General features: G+C 70.9%; 17 protein-coding genes. 3 read left to right on the forward strand and 14 right to left on the reverse strand.

The window, feature by feature from the left end; genetic code table 11:
- Positions 1 to 200: 200 nt before the first annotated feature.
- Both zwf and RIN46_RS13645 read left to right on the forward strand, forming a co-directional pair.
- Positions 201 to 1,736 (forward strand): glucose-6-phosphate dehydrogenase, encoded by a 1,536-nt coding sequence (zwf, locus tag RIN46_RS13640; protein ID WP_309081852.1) that lies wholly within the window; start codon positions 201 to 203, stop codon positions 1,734 to 1,736.
- Positions 1,733 to 2,674 carry a glucose-6-phosphate dehydrogenase assembly protein OpcA gene (locus tag RIN46_RS13645; protein ID WP_309081853.1) on the forward strand — a complete coding sequence of 314 codons (942 nt, stop codon included), beginning with the start codon at positions 1,733 to 1,735 and terminating at the stop codon, positions 2,672 to 2,674. Before zwf ends, RIN46_RS13645 begins: the two co-directional genes overlap by 4 nt.
- A gap of 92 nt (positions 2,675 to 2,766) precedes the next feature.
- On the opposite strand, the gene secG is transcribed toward RIN46_RS13645, so the two are convergent.
- The 12 genes from secG to RIN46_RS13705 all read right to left on the reverse strand — a co-directional run bounded on the left by secG (position 2,767) and on the right by RIN46_RS13705 (position 16,567).
- Positions 2,767 to 3,018 (reverse strand): preprotein translocase subunit SecG, encoded by a 252-nt coding sequence (gene secG, locus RIN46_RS13650; protein ID WP_309081854.1) that lies wholly within the window; start codon positions 3,016 to 3,018, stop codon positions 2,767 to 2,769.
- A gap of 30 nt (positions 3,019 to 3,048) precedes the next feature.
- Entirely contained in the window at positions 3,049 to 3,864 is an 816-nt protein-coding gene (gene tpiA / locus RIN46_RS13655; protein WP_309081855.1) for a triose-phosphate isomerase, read from the reverse strand.
- A complete protein-coding gene (locus RIN46_RS13660) occupies positions 3,864 to 5,093 on the reverse strand; it encodes a phosphoglycerate kinase (RefSeq protein WP_309081856.1) in 1,230 nt (409 codons plus the stop codon). The genes tpiA and RIN46_RS13660 overlap by 1 nt, the downstream gene beginning before the upstream one ends.
- A gap of 24 nt (positions 5,094 to 5,117) precedes the next feature.
- Entirely contained in the window at positions 5,118 to 6,131 is a 1,014-nt protein-coding gene (gap, locus tag RIN46_RS13665; RefSeq protein WP_309081857.1) for a type I glyceraldehyde-3-phosphate dehydrogenase, read from the reverse strand.
- Positions 6,132 to 6,587: 456 nt separating this feature from the next.
- The gene (gene whiA / locus RIN46_RS13670; RefSeq protein ID WP_309081858.1) at positions 6,588 to 7,568 is read right to left on the reverse strand and encodes a DNA-binding protein WhiA; all 981 of its coding nucleotides are present in this window, start codon (positions 7,566 to 7,568) and stop codon (positions 6,588 to 6,590) included.
- A gap of 2 nt (positions 7,569 to 7,570) precedes the next feature.
- Positions 7,571 to 8,620: a uridine diphosphate-N-acetylglucosamine-binding protein YvcK gene (gene yvcK, locus RIN46_RS13675; RefSeq protein WP_309081859.1), complete on the reverse strand. Its 1,050-nt coding sequence runs from the start codon at positions 8,618 to 8,620 to the stop codon at positions 7,571 to 7,573.
- Positions 8,621 to 8,623: 3 nt separating this feature from the next.
- Entirely contained in the window at positions 8,624 to 9,511 is an 888-nt protein-coding gene (rapZ, locus tag RIN46_RS13680) for an RNase adapter RapZ (protein ID WP_309081860.1), read from the reverse strand.
- Between the two features lie 92 nt (positions 9,512 to 9,603).
- Positions 9,604 to 11,631 (reverse strand): excinuclease ABC subunit UvrC, encoded by a 2,028-nt coding sequence (gene uvrC, locus RIN46_RS13685; protein WP_309081861.1) that lies wholly within the window; start codon positions 11,629 to 11,631, stop codon positions 9,604 to 9,606.
- A 41-nt stretch (positions 11,632 to 11,672) separates the two neighbouring features.
- The gene (locus RIN46_RS13690) at positions 11,673 to 12,341 is read right to left on the reverse strand and encodes a lysophospholipid acyltransferase family protein (protein WP_309081862.1); all 669 of its coding nucleotides are present in this window, start codon (positions 12,339 to 12,341) and stop codon (positions 11,673 to 11,675) included.
- Complete coding sequence (locus RIN46_RS13695) at positions 12,341 to 13,117, reverse strand: HAD hydrolase-like protein (protein ID WP_309081982.1); 777 nt, start codon at positions 13,115 to 13,117, stop codon at positions 12,341 to 12,343. The genes RIN46_RS13690 and RIN46_RS13695 overlap by 1 nt, the downstream gene beginning before the upstream one ends.
- A 109-nt stretch (positions 13,118 to 13,226) precedes the next feature.
- Entirely contained in the window at positions 13,227 to 16,121 is a 2,895-nt protein-coding gene (uvrA, locus tag RIN46_RS13700) for an excinuclease ABC subunit UvrA (protein WP_309081863.1), read from the reverse strand.
- A 77-nt stretch (positions 16,122 to 16,198) separates the two neighbouring features.
- Positions 16,199 to 16,567: a GntR family transcriptional regulator gene (locus RIN46_RS13705; protein WP_309081864.1), complete on the reverse strand. Its 369-nt coding sequence runs from the start codon at positions 16,565 to 16,567 to the stop codon at positions 16,199 to 16,201.
- Positions 16,568 to 16,592: 25 nt separating this feature from the next.
- Here RIN46_RS13705 and RIN46_RS13710 point away from each other — a divergent pair, with 25 nt between their 5' ends.
- Complete coding sequence (locus tag RIN46_RS13710) at positions 16,593 to 17,789, forward strand: PrsW family intramembrane metalloprotease (RefSeq protein ID WP_309081865.1); 1,197 nt, start codon at positions 16,593 to 16,595, stop codon at positions 17,787 to 17,789.
- Between the two features lie 26 nt (positions 17,790 to 17,815).
- Here the strand turns inward: RIN46_RS13710 and RIN46_RS13715 are convergent, their stop codons facing one another.
- Positions 17,816 to 18,319, reverse strand: a complete 504-nt coding sequence (locus tag RIN46_RS13715; RefSeq protein WP_309081866.1) for a DUF3145 domain-containing protein — start codon at positions 18,317 to 18,319, stop codon at positions 17,816 to 17,818.
- Positions 18,320 to 18,451: 132 nt separating this feature from the next.
- Entirely contained in the window at positions 18,452 to 19,471 is a 1,020-nt protein-coding gene (locus RIN46_RS13720; RefSeq protein WP_309081867.1) for a tyrosine recombinase XerC, read from the reverse strand.
- Positions 19,472 to 19,488: the final 17 nt, after the last annotated feature.

Consider the following 19,488-nt stretch of genomic DNA (forward strand, 5'->3'; position numbering starts at 1 on the left):
AGCAGGGCCGGCCCGTCCTGCGGCTGCATCTGTCCGACCGGGCAGCGGCGCTGGAGCAGTTCCGCGACGCGGTCGCAGCACTGTCCTCGTGACCGGCCGGAGCCGGTCCGGTCACGCGCTGGCGCCCGCCGGCCGCACTCCGCTTCCGCCCACGGATTGCCGGGACTCGCTCCCCCGGGTCCCCTACAGGAAAGCCCTACATGCCACATTCCAGCCCCAACCCCCTGCGGGACCGCCGCGACCGGCGGCTCAGCCGGATCGCGAGCCCGTCCGCGCTGGTGTTCTTCGGCGTCACCGGCGATCTCGCCCGCAAGAAGCTCCTGCCCGCCGTCTACGACCTGGCCAACCGCGGCCTGCTGCCGCCGTCGTTCGCCGTGGTGGGCTTCGGCCGCCGCGACTGGAGCGACGAGCAGTTCGTCGCCGAGGTCCGCGGCTGGGTCGAGGCCAACGCGCGCACGGAATTCGACGAGACCGTCTGGCAGCAGCTCGCCGGCGGCTTCCGCTTCGTCACCGGCGGCTTCGATGACGACGACGCGTTCATCCAGCTGCGCGAGACCCTCGAGGAACTGGAGCGCTCCCGCGGCACCCGTGGGAACCACGCGTTCTACCTCTCCATCCCGCCGAACTCCTTCGAGCAGGTCTGCGAGCAGCTCTCGCGCCACGGCCTGGCCACCGCAGAGCAGGAGAAGGCCTGGCGCCGGGTGGTCATCGAGAAGCCGTTCGGCCACGATCTGCAGTCGGCCCGGGAGCTCAACGCGATCGTCGAGAACGTGTTCCCCGCCGACTCCGTCTTCCGCATCGACCACTACCTGGGCAAGGAGACGGTCCAGAACCTCCTGGCCCTCCGGTTCGCGAACCAGCTCTTCGAGCCGATCTGGAATGCGAACTACGTGGACCATGTGCAGATCACCATGGCCGAGGACATCGGCATCGGCGGTCGCGCGAGCTACTACGACGGCGTCGGCGCGGCCCGCGACGTCATCCAGAACCACCTGCTCCAGCTCCTCGCGCTGACCGCGATGGAGGAACCGATCAGCTTCGACGCTGCGCACCTCCGCACGGAGAAGGAGAAGGTGCTGGCGGCCGTTCGGCTCCCGGAGGACCTCTCGACCGCCTCGGCCCGGGGGCAGTACACCAGCGGCCTGCAGGGCGGCGAGGAGGTCGTGGGATTCCTCGACGAGGAGGGGTTCAATCCGGCGTCGAAGACGGAGACCTACGCGGCGCTGCGCCTGGACATCAACACGCGCCGCTGGGCCGGGGTCCCGTTCTACCTCCGGGCCGGCAAGCGCCTCGGTCGCCGCGTCACGGAGATCGCGGTGGTCTTCAAGCGGGCGCCCAACCTGCTCTTCCGCGACAACACCGAGGCCGACTTCGGGCAGAACGCCGTCGTCATCCGCGTCCAGCCGGACGAGGGCGCGACGATCCGCTTCGGCTCGAAGGTCCCGGGCACGCAGATGGAGGTCCGCGACGTCACGATGGACTTCGGCTACGGGCACTCCTTCACGGAGTCCAGCCCGGAGGCCTACGAGCGGCTCATCCTCGACGTGCTCCTGGGCGAGCCGCCCCTGTTCCCGCGGCACGAGGAGGTCGAGCTCTCCTGGAAGATCCTCGATCCCTTCGAGGAGTACTGGGCGTCGCTCGAGGAGCAGCCCGAACCCTACGCCCCGGGCAGCTGGGGCCCCGCCGGCGCCGACGAATTGCTGGCACGCGATGGAAGGAGCTGGCGGCGCCCATGATCGTCGACCTGCCGGAGACCACGACCTCGCTCGTGGCGAAGAAGATCCAGAAGCTCCGCGAGACGGGCGGCGTGGTCGCCCTCTCCCGGGTGCTGACGCTCGTCGTCATCACCCAGCACGGGCACGAGGAGGAGGCGATCGCCGCGGCGAATCTCGCCTCCCGCGAGCACCCGTGCCGCATCATCGTCGTCGTGCAGGGCTCCGCCGACGAGACCACGCGGCTCGACGCGCAGATCCGCGTGGGCGGCGACGCCGGTGCCTCCGAGGTGATCGTGCTGACGACGCACGGCGCTCTGGCCGAGCCGGACGAATCCCTCATCTCGGGTCTCCTGCTGCCGGACGCGCCGATCGTCGCCTGGTGGCCCCACACCATGCCGGAGCACGCGGGCGAGACGCCGATCGGCCGGATCGCGCACCGGCGCATCACCGACTCGCAGTCGGCGCCGGACCCCCGCGAGGCACTGTTCCGCCTCGCCCGGACCTACCGCGCCGGAGACACGGACCTGGCCTGGACCCGGCTGACGCTCTGGCGGGCCCAGCTCGCGTCGGTCCTGGACCAGGTGGACCCGTCGACCGTCACGGACGTGACGGTCAAGGGGGCCAAGGACTCCCCCAGCACCGACCTGCTCGCTGCCTGGCTGACGCTGGCGCTGGATGTGCCGGTCACCATCGGCTCGACGACGTCGGGCACGGGGGTTCGCAGCGTCCGGCTCTCGCGGGTCGACGGCGACGTGGTCCTCACGCGTCCGCACGGCCACGTGGCCGAGCTGTACCAGCAGGACCAGCAGGTGCAGCGGATCTCCATGCCGCGCCGGTCACTGTCGGACTGCCTGGCCGAGGAGCTGCGCCGGCTTGATCCGGACGAGGTCTTCGGAGAGGTCGTCCGTCAGGGGCTGCCCCGCACGAACCTGCAGAGCATCACCGCCAGCGAGCGTTGACCGCCGCAGATGCATGAAGGCCGGCCCCCGTCTCGGGGGCCGGCCTTCGTGCATCCGGACGAGGAGTGGTCCCGGAGCGCGGGACCGTGCCGTCAGGACTCGGCGCTGAAGCGCATGATGAGGCCGAGCGCGATGACGATCGCGCCCCACACCAGACCCATGCCGATCGTGAGCCGGTTGAGGTTGCGCTCGGCGACGCCCGACGCGTTCAGGTTGCTCGTCATGCCACCTCCGAACATGTCGGACATCCCGCCGCCGCGACCCTTGTGCAGGAGCACGAGCAGGATGAGCAGGAGGCTGGTGAGCCCGAGCAGGACCTGCAGGATGATCTTGAAGACGTCCACATCGGCCTTTCGGTAGTGGTCGCGTCGCGCCTAGTCGGTCACGAGGTGATGTTCGAACCGGACAATGTTAGCAAATTCACCGGCATCCAGGCTCGCACCGCCGACGAGCACGCCATCGACGTCGCGTTCGCGGAGGATGGAGGCGGCGTTGCTGGCCTTGACCGAGCCGCCGTAGAGCAACCGCACGCGGGAGGCGGTGTCCGCATCGTAGAGGTTCTCGATCTCGGCGCGGAGGGCGGCGCACATCTCCTGCGCGTCGCCCGGCCCTGCGACCTCGCCGGTGCCGATCGCCCAGACGGGCTCGTAGGCGACGACCAGGTCCGCGACCTTGTCGGCCTCCAACCCGTCGATGTCGGCGCGCAGCTGGGCCAGCGTGTGCTCGACGTGCGTGCCTGCCTGCCGGACCTCGAGGCCCTCGCCGACGCAGAGCACCGGGACCAGGCCGTGGCGGTAGGCGGCGTCGACCTTGCTGCGCAGCAGCTCGTCCGACTCCTGGTGCACGGTCCGGCGCTCCGAGTGGCCGACGAGCACGTAGGTGCAGCCCAGCCGGTCGAGGAACTGGCCGGAGACGTCGCCGGTGTAGGCCCCGGAGTCGTGCGGGGACAGGTCCTGCCCGCCGTAGACGACCTCCAGGTCGTCGCCGGCGATCAGCGTCTGCACGCCGCGGATATCGGTGAACGGCGGGAAGATCGCGACCTCGACCCGTTCGTAGTCATGCTTGTTGTCGTCCAGCGTCCACGCGAGTTTCTGGAGGAGCGTGATGCCCTGGACGTGGTCCATGTTCATCTTCCAGTTGCCCGCGATGAGCGGACGGCGGACATACTTTCCATTGGTGCTGACGGTCATCACTGGCCTTCCAGGGCCGTGAGGCCCGGCAGTTCTTTGCCCTCGAGGTACTCGAGGCTGGCGCCGCCACCGGTGGAGATGTGGCCGAAGTCGTCCTCGTCGAAGCCGAGGCTGCGCACGGCGGAGGCCGAGTCGCCGCCGCCCACCACGCTGAAGGCCTCGGAGTCGGCGAGGGCCTGGGCCACCGTGCGGGTTCCGCCGGCGAAGGCCTCGATCTCGAACACGCCCATCGGGCCGTTCCAGAACACGGTGTTGGCGCTGCGGATGTAGCTGGCGAAGCGCTCCGCCGAGTCCGGCCCGATGTCCAGGCCGAGGCCCGTGGAGCCGAAGCGTCCCGACTCGAGCCCGTCCGCCGGGAGGACCTCGTGCTCGGCGTCCGCGCCGAACTTGCTGGCCACCACGATGTCGGTGGGCAGCACGATCTCGCAGCCGAGCTCCTCGGCCTTCTTGAGGTACCCGCGGACGGCGTCCACCTGGTCCTCCTCGAGGAGGCTGGCCCCGACCGGGTGCCCGAGGGCCTTCAGGAACGTGAACACCATGCCGCCGCCGACCAGCAGGTGGTCGGCCCGGCCCAGCAGGTTCTCGATCACGGCGAGCTTGTCGGAGACCTTGGAGCCGCCGAGCACGACGACGTAGGGCCGCTTCGGCGCCTCGGTCAGGGTCTTCAGGACCTCGACCTCGGTGCGGACCAGCTCGCCCTGGTAGGCCGGGAGCAGCCCGGCGATGTCGTACACCGACGCATGCTTGCGGTGGACGGCGCCGAACGCGTCGTTCACGTAGGCACCGTTCTCGCCGGTCAGCGACGTCAGCTCGGCCGCGAAGGCCTGGCGCTCGGACTCGTCCTTGCTGGTCTCGCGTGCGTCGAAGCGGACGTTCTCGAGCACCAGCACCTCGCCGTCGGAGAGGGCCTCGGCCTGGGCCCGGGCGTCCTCGCCGACGGTGTCGGCGGCGGTCCGCACCGGGAAGCCCGCCAGCTCACGGAGGCGGTCGGCCGCCGGAGCGATCGAGTACTTCGGCTCGACGGCTCCCTTCGGTCGGCCCAGGTGGGCCATGACGATGACCCGAGCGCCGGCGTCGACCAGCTGCGTCAGGACGGGCAGGGAGGCGCGGATGCGGCCGTCGTCGGTCACGGTGGAACCGTCGAGCGGCACGTTCAGGTCGCTCCGGACCAGAACGTGCCGCCCGCGGACACCATCAGCGATGAGCTCGTTGAGAGTGTGAGAAGTCATAGTGTCAGGCTATCCGATCGCCGCTCAGCGACCGAGCTTGTCACCCACGAATTCGGTCAGGTCGACGAGGCGGTTCGAGTAGCCCCACTCGTTGTCGTACCAGGCGAGGACCTTGACGGTGTTGCCGATGACCTTGGTCAGCGGGGCGTCGAAGATCGCGGAGTGCGGGTCCGTGACGATGTCGGAGGAGACGATCGGCTCCTCGCTGTACTTCAGGTACCCCTGCAGCGAGCCCGACTCGGCGGCCTTGGCGAACGCCGCGTTGACCTCCTCGACGGACGTCTCGCGGGAGACCGTGACGGTCAGGTCGGTCAGCGAGCCGGTCGGGGTGGGGACGCGGACGGCGAAGCCGTCCAGCTTGCCTTTCAGCTCCGGCAGGACCAGGCCGATGGCCTTGGCGGCACCGGTGGACGTCGGCACCATGTTCAACGCGGCGGCACGGGCCCGGCGCGGGTCCTTGTGGGGGCCGTCCTGCAGGTTCTGGTCGGCCGTGTAGGCGTGGACCGTCGTCATCAGGCCCTCGACGATGCCGAACTCGTCGTTCAGCACCTTGGCCACCGGGCCGAGGCAGTTGGTGGTGCAGGAGGCGTTGGAGATGATGTTGTGCGCCTCGGCGTCGTACTTGTCCTGGTTGACGCCCATGACGATCGTGATGTCGTCGTCCGTGGCAGGAGCCGAGATGATGACCTTCTTGGCACCACCGGCGAGGTGCTTCTTGGCGCCCTCGGCCTTGGTGAAGAAGCCGGTGGACTCCACGACGATGTCGACGCCGAGCTCGCCCCACGGCAGATCCGAGGGCTCGCGCTCGGAGAGGACCTTGATGGTCTTGCCCGCGATCTTCAGGCTGTCGCCTTCGACGACGACCTCCCCGGGAAAGCGACCGAGGACCGAGTCCAGCTTCAGCAGGTTGGCGAGCGTCTCGATGTCGCCGAGGTCGTTGACGGCCACGATGTCGAAGTTGGCCTCCGCTGCGAAAGCGGCACGCAGGAAGTTGCGTCCGATGCGTCCAAAGCCATTGATGCCTACACGAGTAGTCACGTGATATCTCCTTGCCGGAATGTGCGGCCACCACGGACCCGCTCGGAAGCGGTAGGAGTGGCCTGCTGACAGATTGGACACTCCGTTGTGCCGCCAGCTGGGCTGGCTGGGCGGTCGACGTGCGACCGGTTCCCTTGGGTCACACTGTACGCCATGTCGGCGTCCTTGTGACCTACGCAACAGGTGCGGAGGGGCTCCGCAGCTGCCGGCGCATCGCTCTTGATGCCGCCGCCTGGCGTGGGACGTGAGGTGCTGGCGGTCCAGCGGTGAGCGGGGCTGGAGAGGCTCCCGCTATCCCCGAGCCTAGCGCATGGGCCGCCCGGACCGCAGTTGTACTACATCTCCGCGACGCGGCCGCCGCCGCGGCACGGGCGTCGCCGGTGTCGCGTCCCGGACGCGCACCGGCCCTGCGATCCGTCGAATCGCAGGGCCGTCGGGGGCCTCGGCCGTCCGGCTTCAGTTGTCCATGAACTCCGCGGCGACGCCCTCCTCGGTGCTGGCGATGCCCAGCTCGGAGGCGCGCTTGTCCGCCATGGCCAGCAGGCGCCGGATGCGCCCCGCGATGGCGTCCTTGGTCATCGGCGGCTCGGCGAGCCGGCCGAGCTCGTCGAGGCTGGCCTGCTTGTGGGCGACGCGCAGCATGCCCGCGTAGCGCAGGTGCTCGGGGACGTCGTCGCCGAGGATCTCCAGCGCCCGCTCCACGCGGGCGCCGGCGGCCACGGCGGCCTGTGCCGACCGGCGCAGGTTCGCGTCATCGAAGTTGGCCAGCCGGTTGGCGGTGGCGCGGACTTCCTTGCGCATGCGCCGCTCCTCCCACGCCAGCAGCGTCTCGTGCGCGCCCATCCGCGTGAGCAGCGCGGCGATGCTGTCCCCGTCGCGGATCACCACGCGGTCGACGCCGCGGACCTCGCGGGCCTTGGCGACGATCCCGAGGCGCCGCGCGGAGCCGACGAGCGCCAGGGCCGCCTCGGGGCCCGGGCAGGTGATCTCGAGGGCGGAGGAGCGACCGGGCTCGGTCAGCGAGCCGTGAGCGAGGAACGCGCCGCGCCAGACGGCCTCGGCGTCCGCCGTCGAGCCGTTGACGATGACCGAGGGCAGACCGCGCACCGGGCGGCCCCGTCCGTCGAGCAGTCCGGTCTGGCGGGCCAGGGCCTCGCCCTCGCGGACCACGCGCACCACGTAGCGGCTGCCGCGGCGCAGTCCGCCGCCGGAGACCACGATGATCTCGGCCTGGTGCCCGTAGACCTCGGCGATGTACTGGCGGATGCGGCGGGCGGAGGCCGCGAGATCGAGTTCGGCCTCGATGACGATCCGCCCGGAGATGATGTGCAGCCCACCGGCGAAGCGCAGGGTCGCGGAGACCTCCGCCTTGCGCTCGGACGACTTCTTGATGTCGAGCCGGGCGAGCTCATCTTTGACCGACGCGGTCAATGCCATGGCTAGGAAACCTCACTCGCTGATTCTGGGCTGCTGAACGTCGTGAACACGTCATGGTACGCGTTGGCGAGCCGCAGGGGGGAATGGACCGGGCGGCCCGGCGCCGCCCCCACCTTATCGAAGAAGACGACGGCGCCGAGCTCGCCGGCGGCCTCCCGGAAGGCATCCCGGTCCCCGACGGCGGAGGGGTCGGCGACGACGGCGTCGAAGCGCAGGTCGGGCGCGTGGCGGTGCAGCACCCGGAGGTGGTCCGGTGCCGAGAGGCCCGTGGTCTCGCGGGTGTGTGTGGTGAGATTCATGGTCAGCAGGCGCCGGGCCGGCGTCTTCTCCAGCGCCTGCCGCGTCTCCGGCAGGAGCAGGTGCGGCAGGACCGACGTGTACCAGGAGCCCGGGCCGAGGATCACCCAGTCCGCTAATTCGATGGCGTCGAGGGCCTCCGGGCAGCCGGGTGCGTCGGCAGGCTCCAGCTCGACCGACTGGATCATGCCGATGCGGCTGGCCTCGGCGAGATTTGCCTGCCCGGAGACGGTCCGCGCGACCAGCCGGCCGTCGTCGGACTGTGCCAGGACGGTGCCGCGGATGTGCAGCGGTGTCCCGCTCATGGGGAGCACGGTCCCGCGGGCGCCGAGGAGCGCACCGGCCCACCGCAGCCCGTCGACGGTGTTGCCGAGCAGTTCCCAGAGCGTGACGATGAGCAGGTTGCCCATGGCGTGGTTCTCGAGCGAGCTCGGGACGTCGCCGGGGGTCTTGAAGCGGTGCTGCATCACGTCGCGCCAGGTCCGGCCCCAGTCGGAGTCGTCGCACAAGGCCGCCAGCGCCATGCGCAGGTCCCCCGGGGGCAGCACGTCGTACTCGGCGCGGAGCCGGCCGGACGAGCCGCCGTCGTCGGCGACCGTCACGATCGCCGTCAGGTCGGTGGTGAGGCGGCGCAGCGCCGCGAGCGAGGCCGAGAGCCCGTGCCCCCCGCCGAGCGCCGCGACGCGCACGCGCGGGGTGTCGGAGGTGGTGGCGCGCGGCGGGACCAGCGGGATCTGCCCGGTGAACATCGTCATCTGCTACTCCCGGCCCAGGTCCCGGTGGTTGATGCGCACGGTGATGCTCGGGACCTGGCTCAGGCGGTGCGCCAGCTCCTCGACGACGGCGACCGACCGGTGCTTGCCCCCCGTGCAGCCCAGCGCGATGGTCGCGTAGTGCTTGTTCTCGCGGCGGTAGCCCTCGAGGACCGGCTTGAGCGCCTCGACGTAGTTCGCGACGAACTGCTCGGTGCCCTCCGCCTGGAAGACGTAGTCCCGGACGGGCGCCTCCTGGCCGGTGTGCGGACGCAGCTCCGGCACCCAGTGCGGGTTGGGGATGAACCGCACGTCCGCGACGAAGTTGGCGTCCGCCGGCAGGCCGTACTTGAAGCCGAAGCTCATCAGGTTCAGCCGGACCACGATCGGCCCGTCCTCGCTGAAGAGCTCCGTGATCTCCGTCGAGAGCGTATGGATGTTCCGGTCCGTGGTGTCCAGGACGATCTCGGCCTTGGTGCGCAGCGGCTCCAGCAGCTCGCGCTCGGCGCGGATCCCGTCGAGCAGGCTGCCCTCCCCCTGGAGCGGGTGGGGGCGGCGGCCCTGCTCGAAGCGGCGCACGAGCGCGTCGTCGTCCGCGTCGACGAACAGGAGCCGGTAGGCCACGCCGGCGGCGGTGAGCTCGCCGAGGGCATCGCTCAGGCGCGGGAAGAAGGAGTGGCTGCGCACGTCCAGGACCACGCCGAGCTTGTGCAGGGTGCCCCGCTCGCCGATGTCGGTGAGCATCCGCAGCATCTGCGGTGGGAGATTCTCCACGACGTACCAGCCGTGGTCCTCGAGGGCGTGCGCGACGGTCGTGCGGCCGGCGCCGGACATGCCGGTGATCACCAGCAGCTCGGTCTCCTCGGGTTTCACGGCTTCCAGCTCGGTAGTCATACCGTCAGTCTAGGGCCAGCCCGGGCCACGCCCGCGGACACTCGGCAGGGCGCCGTCTGTGGATCCGCTCCCAGTCCCCTGCCCGTCGGCCGTCAGTCCGCCGGGCTCCGCTCGCCCGGCTCCGGGAGGGCATCCGAGGACGGCACCGTCTCGGCCGCAGGAGCCGAGTCCGCCGACACCCCGGCCTCGGACGGAGTGTCCGCCACGGGCGCGGGAACGGTGGCGAGCGTGCGGGTCAGGGAATCCGCCAGGGAGGGCCCGATCCCGGGCACGGCCAGGAAGTCCTCGCGCGAGGCGGCCCGCATGCGCTTCAGGGACCCGAAGTGCTTGAGGACCGCGGCCCGCTTGGCCGGGCCGAGGCCCGGGACCTCGTCGAGGACGCTCGCCACCATGGACTGGGAGCGCTTCCTGCGGTGGAACGTGATCGCGAACCGGTGGGCCTCGTCGCGCACCCGCTGGAGCAGGTAGAGCGCCTGCGACGCCCGCGGGAGGATGACGGGGAACTCGTCGTCGGGGAGCCAGACCTCCTCCAGCCGCTTGGCGAGTCCGACGACGTACACGTCGTCGATGCCCAGGTCCCTCAGCGCGCGGCTCGCCGCGGCGACCTGCGGCGGACCTCCGTCGACCACCACGAGGGACGGCGGGTAGGCGAACTTCTTGACCTCTGCGTCGGCGGCGTCGTCCCCGATCTCCCCCGAGACCAGGGGCGTCGCATTGGTCTGCTCCTCGAGGTAGCGGCGGAAGCGCCGGGTGATGACGTCGTACATGGCGGACGTGTCGTCGCGCGCAGCCTCGCCGGTAATCGAGAACTTGCGGTAGTCCGACTTCTTCGGCAGCCCGTCCTCGACCACCACCATGGACGCGACCACGTTGGTGCCGCCCACGTGCGAGATGTCGTAGCACTCGATGCGCATCAGCGGGGTCGGGACGCCGAGGGTCTCCTGCAGCTCCTGCAGCGCGGCCGAGCGGGTGGTGATGTCGCCGGCGCGCCGGGACTTGTGCAGCCGCAGGGCCTGTTCCGCGTTCTCCCGCACCGTCTCCATGAGGGCGGCCTTCTCGCCACGCCGCGGCACGCGCAGGTTCACGGCCGCCCCGCGGAGCGATTTCAGCCACTCCCCGAGCTGGGTCGCGTCGTCCGGTTCGATGGGGACGAGGATCTCCCGCGGCAGGCGGTCCCCGCCGGCGTCCGACCCGTAGACCTGCTGCAGCAGATGGGTGACGAACTCCCCCGGCGTCGAGTCCTCGACCTTCTCGACGACCCAACCGCGCTGGCCGCGGATCCGGCCGTTGCGGACGTGGAAGACCTGGACGGCGGCCTCCAGCTCGTCCTCGGCGAGGGCGAAGATGTCCGCCTCGGTGTCCTCGGCGAGGACGACGGCGTTGCGCTCGAAGACCCGTTTGAGGGCCTCGACGTCGTCGCGCAGCCGGGCGGCCTTCTCGTATTCCATCGCGGCGGCGGCCTCGCCCATCTGCCGCTCGAGGGAGCGGATGAACTTGGTGCCCTCGCCGCCCATGAACTGGCAGAGCTCGGCGGCGAGCTCGCGGTGGTCCTCGGGGCTGATGCGGCCGACGCACGGCGCGGCGCACTTGTCGATGTAGCCCAGCAGACACGGCCGGCCGGTCTGCTCGGCCCGGCGGAAGACGCCGGCGCTGCACGTGCGCACCGGGAAGACCCGCAGGAGCGTGTCCAGCGTCTCGCGGATCGCGCGGGCCGGGTAGAACGGGCCGAAGTACTTCACGTCCTTGCGCCGGTCCCCGCGCATGACCTGGGCGCGCGGGTACTTCTCGCCCATCGTGACGGCGAGGTAGGGGTAGGACTTGTCGTCGCGGAAGACGATGTTGAACCGCGGCGTGAACTCCTTGATCCACGTGTACTCGAGCTGGAGCGCCTCGAGCTCGCTGCCGACGACGGTCCACTCGACGCTGGACGCGGTGTGGACCATGGCGTGGGTCTTGGGGCCGAGCTGTCCCGGATTCACGAAATAGGAGCTCAGGCGCGAGCGCAGGTTCTTGGCCTTGCCCACGTACACCACCCGACCGCTGGGGTCCCGGAACCGATAGACGCCGGGCCGGGTCGGGATGTCCTGGGTGCGCGGACGGTAGCTCCGCGGATCAGCCATGCAGTCGTCCTCCCCCTGGGATGTCGGTGGCGGCACCGCTCCTAGGTGCCGGTGGGTGCCTGATTGTACCGATCACTGCGCTCCTGACCGCTGAGCTCTGCGATGGCGTCGACGATCCGGTCGGTCGCCTGGCGGCGCGCGGGCAGCGGATGCTTGGCGCCGAGGTGCTCGAACCGCAGCGGCTCCCCGATCCGCATCGTGAAGTGCTGGGGGCGGACGCGGTTGGAGCCTGCCGGCTGCAGCTTCTCGGTGCCGATCAGTCCGACGGGCACGACCGGGGCCCCGGTGGTGAGGGCGAGCCACCCGACGCCGGTGCGCCCCCGGTAGAGCAATCCGTCACGGGACCGGGTGCCCTCGGGGTAGATGCCGATGGCGTCGCCGGCCTCGAGGATCTCGACCAGCTTGTCGAGAGCTGCCACGGAGGCGGCCTGCTCGCCGCGCTCGACCGGGATGGAGCCGACCGACTCGAAGAAGGCCTTCATGGCGCGGCCCTTGGCGCCGGGCGTCGTGAAGTACTCGGCCTTGGCGAAGAAGGCCACGGGGCGCGGCATGAGCGCCTGGATGATCACGCTGTCCAGGAAGGACAGGTGGTTGGAGGCCGCGATGAACGGCCCCTCGGCAGGGACGTTCTCCAGCCCGGTGACGGTAGGCCGACAGAGGGTCTTCACGCCTCCGCGGACGGTCGCCCGCACACCCTTGAAGACGTCCATCAGCGCGCCTCCTCGGAGCCGGTCCCGGCCACGGCCGGGGCGTCGCCGCTCTCCGCAGCGGAGGCGAGACCAACGGCGTCCGGCAGCAGGCGACCGAGTGCGGTCCGCAGCGCCTCGGCGTCGGACGCGATGGCGTCTGCGCCGGCTGCTGCCAGCTCGCCCTCGGGCGCGTAGCCCCACTCCACCCCGATGCACGGCAGGGCGTGGGCGTGCGCGCCCTCGACGTCGAAGTACCGGTCGCCGACCATGACGGCCCGGCGGCCGCGTTCCTCCGGGTCGATCTCGGCGAGGCCGAGGGCGGTGAGAGCCTCCCCCACGATGGCTGCCTTGCCAGCGTGTGGCTTGGCCTCGTCGGGGTCGGCGCCGTGGATGGTCTCGAAGAGTCCGACGATGCCCTGGATGCGCATCAGGCGGCGGGCCATGTCCACGGGCTTGGAGGTGGCGACGGCACGGGCGACGCCGCGCCGGCCGAGGTCCTCGAGCAAGTCGACGATCCCCGGGTACACGCGGCTGGCGGCCATGCCGTGGGCGAGATAGCCCGCCCGGTAGTGCTCGATGATGCTCTGGACGTCCTCGGGGCGGACGCCGGGGACCGCGGCGACGCTCGTCGCCAGCGGGGGGCCGATCATCGCGTCCAGGACCTGCTGCGTCGGGACGGGCACGCCGTGGGCGGCCAGCGCCTCGGCGAGGCCGGTGGTGATGGCGCCCGCGGGGTCGACGAGCGTGCCGTCGAGATCGAACACGACGGCGCTCCGGGCGGCGGGGGCGGGATTCATCACCGGGTTATTCTGCCATGCCGGGGCGGGGACCGGCGTCGTCCATTCCTGACACGGCATACGCGGGACGTGGTCCGCTGCGCGCCGGCCCCGGTCCCCGACCCGCCCGTCAGGAGCCGGCGCGGCCGTCGAGGATCTCGGCGAGGAAGCGACCGGTGTGGCTGGCCTGGACCCGGGCGACCTGCTCGGGCGTCCCCTCGGCGATGACCTGCCCGCCGCCGGAGCCGCCCTCGGGGCCCAGGTCGATGACCCAGTCCGCGCTCTTGATCACGTCGAGGTTGTGCTCGATCGTGATGACCGTGTTCCCCTTGTCGACGAGGCTCTGCAGCACCTTCAGGAGTTTGCGGATGTCCTCGAAGTGCAGTCCGGTGGTCGGCTCGTCGAGGACGTAGACCGCGCGCCCGTTGCTGCGCTTCTGCAGTTCCGCCGCCAGCTTGACGCGCTGCGCCTCGCCGCCGGAAAGCGTGGTCGCGGGCTGGCCGAGCCGGACGTAGCCGAGGCCGACGTCGACGAGGGTGTTCAGATAGCGGGCGATCGGCGGGAAGGCCTCGAAGAACCCCGCGGCCTCCTCGATCGGCATGTCGAGGACCTCTGCGATGTTCCTCCCCTTGTAGTGCACCTCGAGGGTCTCGCGGTTGTACCGGGCACCTTGGCAGACCTCGCAGGGGACGTAGACGTCCGGCAGGAAGTTCATCTCGATCTTCAGCGTGCCGTCGCCGGAGCAGGCCTCGCAGCGGCCGCCCTTGACGTTGAAGGAGAAGCGGCCCGGCCCGTAGCCGCGCACCTTGGCCTCGTTGGTCTCGGCGAACAGCTTGCGGATCCGGTCGAACACACCCGTGTAGGTGGCCGGGTTGGATCGGGGGGTACGGCCGATCGGGCTCTGGTCGACGTGGATGACCTTGTCGAGCTGGTCGAGGCCGTTGACCCTCCGGTGGCGTCCGGCCACCTGCTTGGATCCGTTGAGCTTGTTGGCCAGGACCTTGTAGAGGATGTCGTTCACGAGGGTCGACTTGCCGGACCCGGACACCCCGGTCACGGCGGTGAGGACGCCGAGCGGGAAGTCGACCGTGAGGTCCCGGAGGTTGTTCTCGCGCGCGCCGACGACGGTGATCTGGCGCTTCCGGTCGACCGGGCGCCGCTGGTCCGGCACGGCGAGTGCCTTCCGCCCGGAGAGGTAGTCGCCGGTCAAGGACTCGGTGTTCTCCAGGAGTCCCGCCAGGGGCCCGGAGTGGACGACCTGGCCGCCGTGCTCGCCCGCACCCGGGCCGATGTCGACGATCCAGTCGGCCTCGGCGATGGTGTCCTCGTCGTGCTCGACGACGATGAGGGTGTTCCCGAGGTCGCGGAGCCGGGCGAGCGTCTCGATGAGCCGCCGGTTGTCACGCTGGTGGAGGCCGATCGAGGGCTCGTCGAGGACGTAGAGCACGCCGACGAGGCCGGAGCCGATCTGCGTTGCGAGACGGATGCGCTGGGCCTCGCCCCCGGAGAGCGTCGCGGCGGGACGCTCCAGGTTCAGATAGTCCAGACCGACGTCGAGCAGGAACTGCAGCCGTGCGGCGATCTCGCGCAGGACCTGCTCGGCGATCTGCCGGTCGCGCTCGCTGAGGGTGAGCGTCTCCAGGAAGGCGGCCGCCTCCCGCATCGGCATCCGGCAGACGTCGGCGATCGAGTGCCCGTTGACGCGGACGGACAGGGAGGCCGGGTTGAGGCGGGCGCCGTCGCACTCGGGGCACGGCGTCTGGCGCATGTACTGCTCGTAGCGGTCGCGGGCGTGGTCGGACTCGGTCTCCTGGTGCTTGCGGTGGATGTACTGCACCACGCCCTCGAAGCCCGTGCTGTACTTGCGCTCGCGGCCGAACCGGTTGCGGTACTGGACGACGACCTTGTGGTCCTTGCCATGGAGCAGGGCGTTCTTGATCTTGGCCGGCAGCCGGTGCCACGGCTCGTCGAGGGAGAACTCGAGCTCGGCCGACAGGCCCTCGATGAGACGCTGCCAGTACTCGCTCGTCGCCTGCCCGAGAGACCAAGGGGCGATCGCGCCCTCGCGGAGGGTCTTGGCGTCGTCGGGCACGACCAGCTGCTCGTCGACCTCCAGGCGGCTGCCGATGCCCGAGCAGGCCGCGCACGCCCCGAAGGGGTTGTTGAACGAGAACGAGCGCGGCTCGATCTCGTCGATGGCCAGCGGGTGCTCGTTCGGGCAGGCGAGGTTCTCGGAGAAGTTCCGGCGCCGCTCCTCGGCGTCCTCGGCCAGGTCGACGAAGTCCGCGACGACGCGCCCGTCCGCGAGGTTCAGGGCGGTCTCCACGGAGTCCGTGAGCCGCTGGCGGATCCCGTCCTTGATGACGAGGCGGTCCACCACGACCTCGATCGTGTGCTTGACCTGCTTGGCCAGCTTGGGCGGGTCGTTGAGCTGGACGGCCTCGCCGTCGACGATCGCGCGGGCGTAGCCCTTGGCGGAGAGCTCCTGGAAGAGGTCGACGAACTCGCCCTTGCGGCCGCGGACCACCGGGGCCAGGATCTGGAAGCGCGTGCGCTCCTCGAGCTCGAGCAGCTGATCGACGATCTGCTGCGGCGTCTGCTTGATCACCGGCTCGTTGCAGACGGGGCAGAACATGACACCGACGCGCGCCCAGAGCAACCGCATGTAGTCGTAGATCTCGGTGATGGTGCCGACCGTGGACCTCGGGTTGCGGCTCGTCGACTTCTGGTCAATCGAGACGGCGGGCGAGAGGCCCTCGATGAAGTCGACGTCCGGCTTGTCCACCTGGCCGAGGAACATGCGCGCGTAGGAGGAGAGGGACTCGACGTAGCGCCGCTGGCCCTCGGCGAAGATCGTGTCGAACGCGAGGGAGGACTTGCCTGACCCGGAGAGACCGGTGAAGACGATGAGCGAGTCGCGGGGCAGGTCCACGCTCACATTGCGCAGGTTGTGCTCCCGGGCTCCCTCGACGACGAGGCGGGACTGGTCGTTGACCTTGGTCAGAGTGTTTGCGTCGCTAGCCACAGGCACATCCTAATCGAAGGTTCCTTCGAACCCGGCCGGGTCCGCTGTGCGTTCGCCCTCGGCGTGGGCCGCCCCGGTCACCTGCGGCGGGCGAGGGCGGCCCGGAGGTACTCCACCGCCGTGCCGTCGTCGAACCCGGACTGCACGACGGCGTCCGCGTACCGGTCCGCCGCCGCGGCGAGCCGGGCCCGCTGGTCCCCCACGCCGGCCTGGACGACCGTCCCGGCGCGTCCGCGCGTGGCGACGACCCCGGCCGCCTCGAGCTCCTTGTAGGCCCGGGCGACGGTGTTCACCGCGACGCCGAGATCCGCGGCGAGCGTCCGCACGGGCGGCAGGCGCGTGCCGACGGGCAGGCGGCCGTCGTCGACGGCGGCCGCGATCCGCCGTCGGATCTCCTCGAACGGGTGCTCGGGGCCGGTCAGGTTCAAGAATCCCAGGTCAGTCACGACCCTAGCCAACTAGGCTGGGCGCATGAGCGCAAGCGTCCCGCCCATCCCCCGCCCGGCCGACGTGTTCGGCACCCCGGCCGCCGTCTCGACGCCCGGTGGGATCGCCTTGGCCGGCGTGGCCGCGACGGGCGCCTCGGCCCGGAGGCACGAGGCTCGCGTGGCGGTCTTCCTGGCCGCGACGCTGGCGGTGCTGTTCCTCACGGTGCGCTGGGTCGCCGACGTGGTGACGCCCGGGAGCCTCTTCGTCGTGTCGCTGCTGGCCCTGGTGCCGCTGTCCATCTGCTGGTTCGGACTGCGCTGGGTGGATCGCTGGGACCCGGAGCCATGGCCCCCGCTGGCGGCCGCGCTGACGTGGGGCGCCGGCGCCTCGATCGCGGGGACGCTGCTGATCGGCGACCCGTTCGCGCGGATCGTGATGCCGCTGACGAGCATGAGCGATCCGGACCTCTTCGGGGCGGTCGTCCAGGCGCCGATCGTGGAGGAGCTCTGCAAGGGGCTGGGCATCGTGCTGATCTTCCTGCTCGCTCGCTGGCAGTTCGACGGCCCGGTGGACGGTGTGGTGTACGGGGGGCTCGTCGGGGCCGGCTTCGCCTTCACGGAGAACCTGCTCTATCTTGCATCCGCGCTGGCCGAGGCCCCGGGGGTCCTCGTCGAGACCTTCCTGCTGCGCGGGGTGTTCAGCCCCTTCGCCCACGTCTCGTTCTCGATCTTCATGGGGGCCGCACTCGGGTTGGCGAACGTGCGCGGTCGTCGGCGGTGGCCGCTCTATCTCGCGGGTGGATACGCGTTGGCCGTGGCCGGGCACCTGCTCTGGAACGGCGGATTGGCGATCGGCTTCGACTCGTTCCTCTCGTTCTATCTCACCCTCCAGGTCCCCCTGTTCCTGATCCTCATCGGCCTGGTGCTGTGGCTGCGGCGTCTGGAGCGGAGTCGGATCGGCGAGCGCCTGAGTCAGTTCGCGGGGGCGGGCTGGCTCGACCCCGCCGAGGTGGCCGCCTTCGCGACGCCGGAGGGTCGCCGACAGGCGAAGCGGTGGGGGCGCGGTAGCGGACGGGCGGCCGAGGTGGACCGGTTGACGCGGACGGCCGTGCGGCTGGCGGAGGTACGGCAGCGCATCGAGTGCGGGAACCACGACGTCCGGCTGATCGAGCGGCAGGAGCAGCTGCTGCGGCGCTTGGTCGGGGACCGGGAGGCCGTGCTGGCGACACCCCGCCCGTAGCCGGCCGTGCCCGCTCCTCCCCGGGGTCAGCCGACTTGGTGCAGCCAGCGGACGGGCGCCCCCTCGGAGGCGTGGCGGAAGGGCTCGAGCTCCTCGTCCCAGGCCTCCCCGAGGGCGAGGGAGAGCTCGTGATAGACGGCCGCGGGATCGCCCAACCCCTGCTCATAGGCGAACCGGATGCGATCCTCGCCGACGACGATGTTGCCCGCGGCGTCCGTGGTGGCGTGGAAGATGCCCAGCTCGGGCGTGTGCGACCAGCGGCTGCCGTCGGTACCGGCGCTCGGCTCCTCGGTGACCTCGAAGCGCAGGTGGGCCCAGCCCCGCAGCGCGGACGCCAGCCGTGCACCGGTCCCCTGCGGGCCGGTCCACTCGACCTCGGCCCGGTACATTCCGGGCGCGGCAGGCTGAGGTATCCACGCGAGGTCCGTCCGCTGGTCGACGACGGAACCGATGGCCCACTCGATATGAGGGCACAGCGCAGTGGGGGCTGAGTGTACGTAGAGCACGCCCCGTGTCATGGGTGCAGACATGCCATCCTCCAGTTGCCGTTGGTACGTCTTCCCCTACGACCGACGGCTGGATGCTGGAGCGCTGAAGGATGTGTCCGGCACTGCTGAACATTCTGCCTCAACTTGAAGCTTGGCGCCACCACCGCCCCGCGCTCAGGCTCGCGGATGGGCGCGCTGGTAGTTGGCGCGCAGCCGGTCGACCGAGACGTGCGTGTAGAGCTGCGTGGTGGCCAGCGACGAATGGCCCAGCAGCTCCTGGACGGCGCGCAGATCGGCCCCGCCGTCGAGCAGGTGCGTGGCCGCGGTGTGCCGGAGGGCGTGCGGGCCGGTCGCGGACGTGTCGCCGAGCCCGCGTAGCCGGTCGGCGACGACCTGCCGCGCCTGCCGCGGATCGAGGCGTCCGCCCCGGCGGCCGAGGAGCAGGGCGCTTCCGTGCGCAGTCCGTCCGTGAGCGGCCGCGTCGGCAGCGAGGGCCGGCCGCCCGCCGGAGGTCCACCGGTGGACCGCATCCGCGGCCGGCGCTCCGAACGGCACCGTGCGCTCCTTGTCGCCCTTGCCGACGACGCGTAGCGTCCGCCGGCCGAGGTCGACGTCGTCGATGTCGAGCCCGGTGAGCTCGCTGACGCGGATCCCCGTGGCGTAGAGCAGCTCGAGCACGGCGGCGTCACGCAGCGCGAGCGCGTCGGTCACGGGGTCGCCGCCGGCCGGAGCGCCGGTGCGCTGCTCGGCTCGGCCGCCCGTGTCCTCCGCGCGTGCCTCCGCTTCCAGTGCCCCCGGGGCCGCCAGGAGCCGCTCGATCTGGCCCTGCCGGAGCACGGCCGGCAGCCGACGGCCCTTCCGCGGCGCGAGGAGCCGGGTCGACGGATCGGCCTCGATCAGGCCGTCGCGCTTCGCCCAGCCGAAGAACGTCCGTACTGCCGCAGCGCGCCGGGCCAGGGAGGCCGGCGCCGCGCCGGCGGCGTGCAGCTCGGCCATCCAACCGCGCAGGATGGCCAGGTCGACGTCGGCGAGGCACCTGGCGCCCTGCGCGGTCGCGTACGTCAGGAGCGAGGACGCATCGGAGCGGTAGGCGCGGACCGTGTGGTCGCTGCGCCCCTGCTCCAGCCGGGCGTACCGCTCGAAGCGGGCAAGCGGCTCGTCCCACCAGGCACCCCCCTGCTCTCCACGTTCCATACAGGCCACTCTGCCAA

It is taken from the genome of Zhihengliuella sp., assembly GCF_031178195.1.
GTDB lineage: Bacteria > Actinomycetota > Actinomycetes > Actinomycetales > Micrococcaceae > Zhihengliuella.

Coding starts and splice junctions, on each gene's coding strand:
- RIN46_RS13690 (WP_309081862.1), bottom strand. CDS start 12,341: ATGGACGTCTTCAAGGGTGTGCGGGCGACCGTCCGCGGAGGCGTGAAG.
- zwf (WP_309081852.1), top strand. CDS start 201: ATGCCACATTCCAGCCCCAACCCCCTGCGGGACCGCCGCGACCGGCGG.
- RIN46_RS13715 (WP_309081866.1), bottom strand. CDS start 18,319: ATGTCTGCACCCATGACACGGGGCGTGCTCTACGTACACTCAGCCCCC.
- yvcK (WP_309081859.1), bottom strand. CDS start 8,620: ATGACGATGTTCACCGGGCAGATCCCGCTGGTCCCGCCGCGCGCCACC.
- RIN46_RS13660 (WP_309081856.1), bottom strand. CDS start 5,093: ATGACTTCTCACACTCTCAACGAGCTCATCGCTGATGGTGTCCGCGGG.
- rapZ (WP_309081860.1), bottom strand. CDS start 9,511: ATGACTACCGAGCTGGAAGCCGTGAAACCCGAGGAGACCGAGCTGCTG.
- RIN46_RS13720 (WP_309081867.1), bottom strand. CDS start 19,471: ATGGAACGTGGAGAGCAGGGGGGTGCCTGGTGGGACGAGCCGCTTGCC.
- RIN46_RS13710 (WP_309081865.1), top strand. CDS start 16,593: ATGAGCGCAAGCGTCCCGCCCATCCCCCGCCCGGCCGACGTGTTCGGC.
- whiA (WP_309081858.1), bottom strand. CDS start 7,568: ATGGCATTGACCGCGTCGGTCAAAGATGAGCTCGCCCGGCTCGACATC.
- uvrC (WP_309081861.1), bottom strand. CDS start 11,631: ATGGCTGATCCGCGGAGCTACCGTCCGCGCACCCAGGACATCCCGACC.
- RIN46_RS13645 (WP_309081853.1), top strand. CDS start 1,733: ATGATCGTCGACCTGCCGGAGACCACGACCTCGCTCGTGGCGAAGAAG.
- RIN46_RS13695 (WP_309081982.1), bottom strand. CDS start 13,117: ATGAATCCCGCCCCCGCCGCCCGGAGCGCCGTCGTGTTCGATCTCGAC.
- tpiA (WP_309081855.1), bottom strand. CDS start 3,864: ATGACCGTCAGCACCAATGGAAAGTATGTCCGCCGTCCGCTCATCGCG.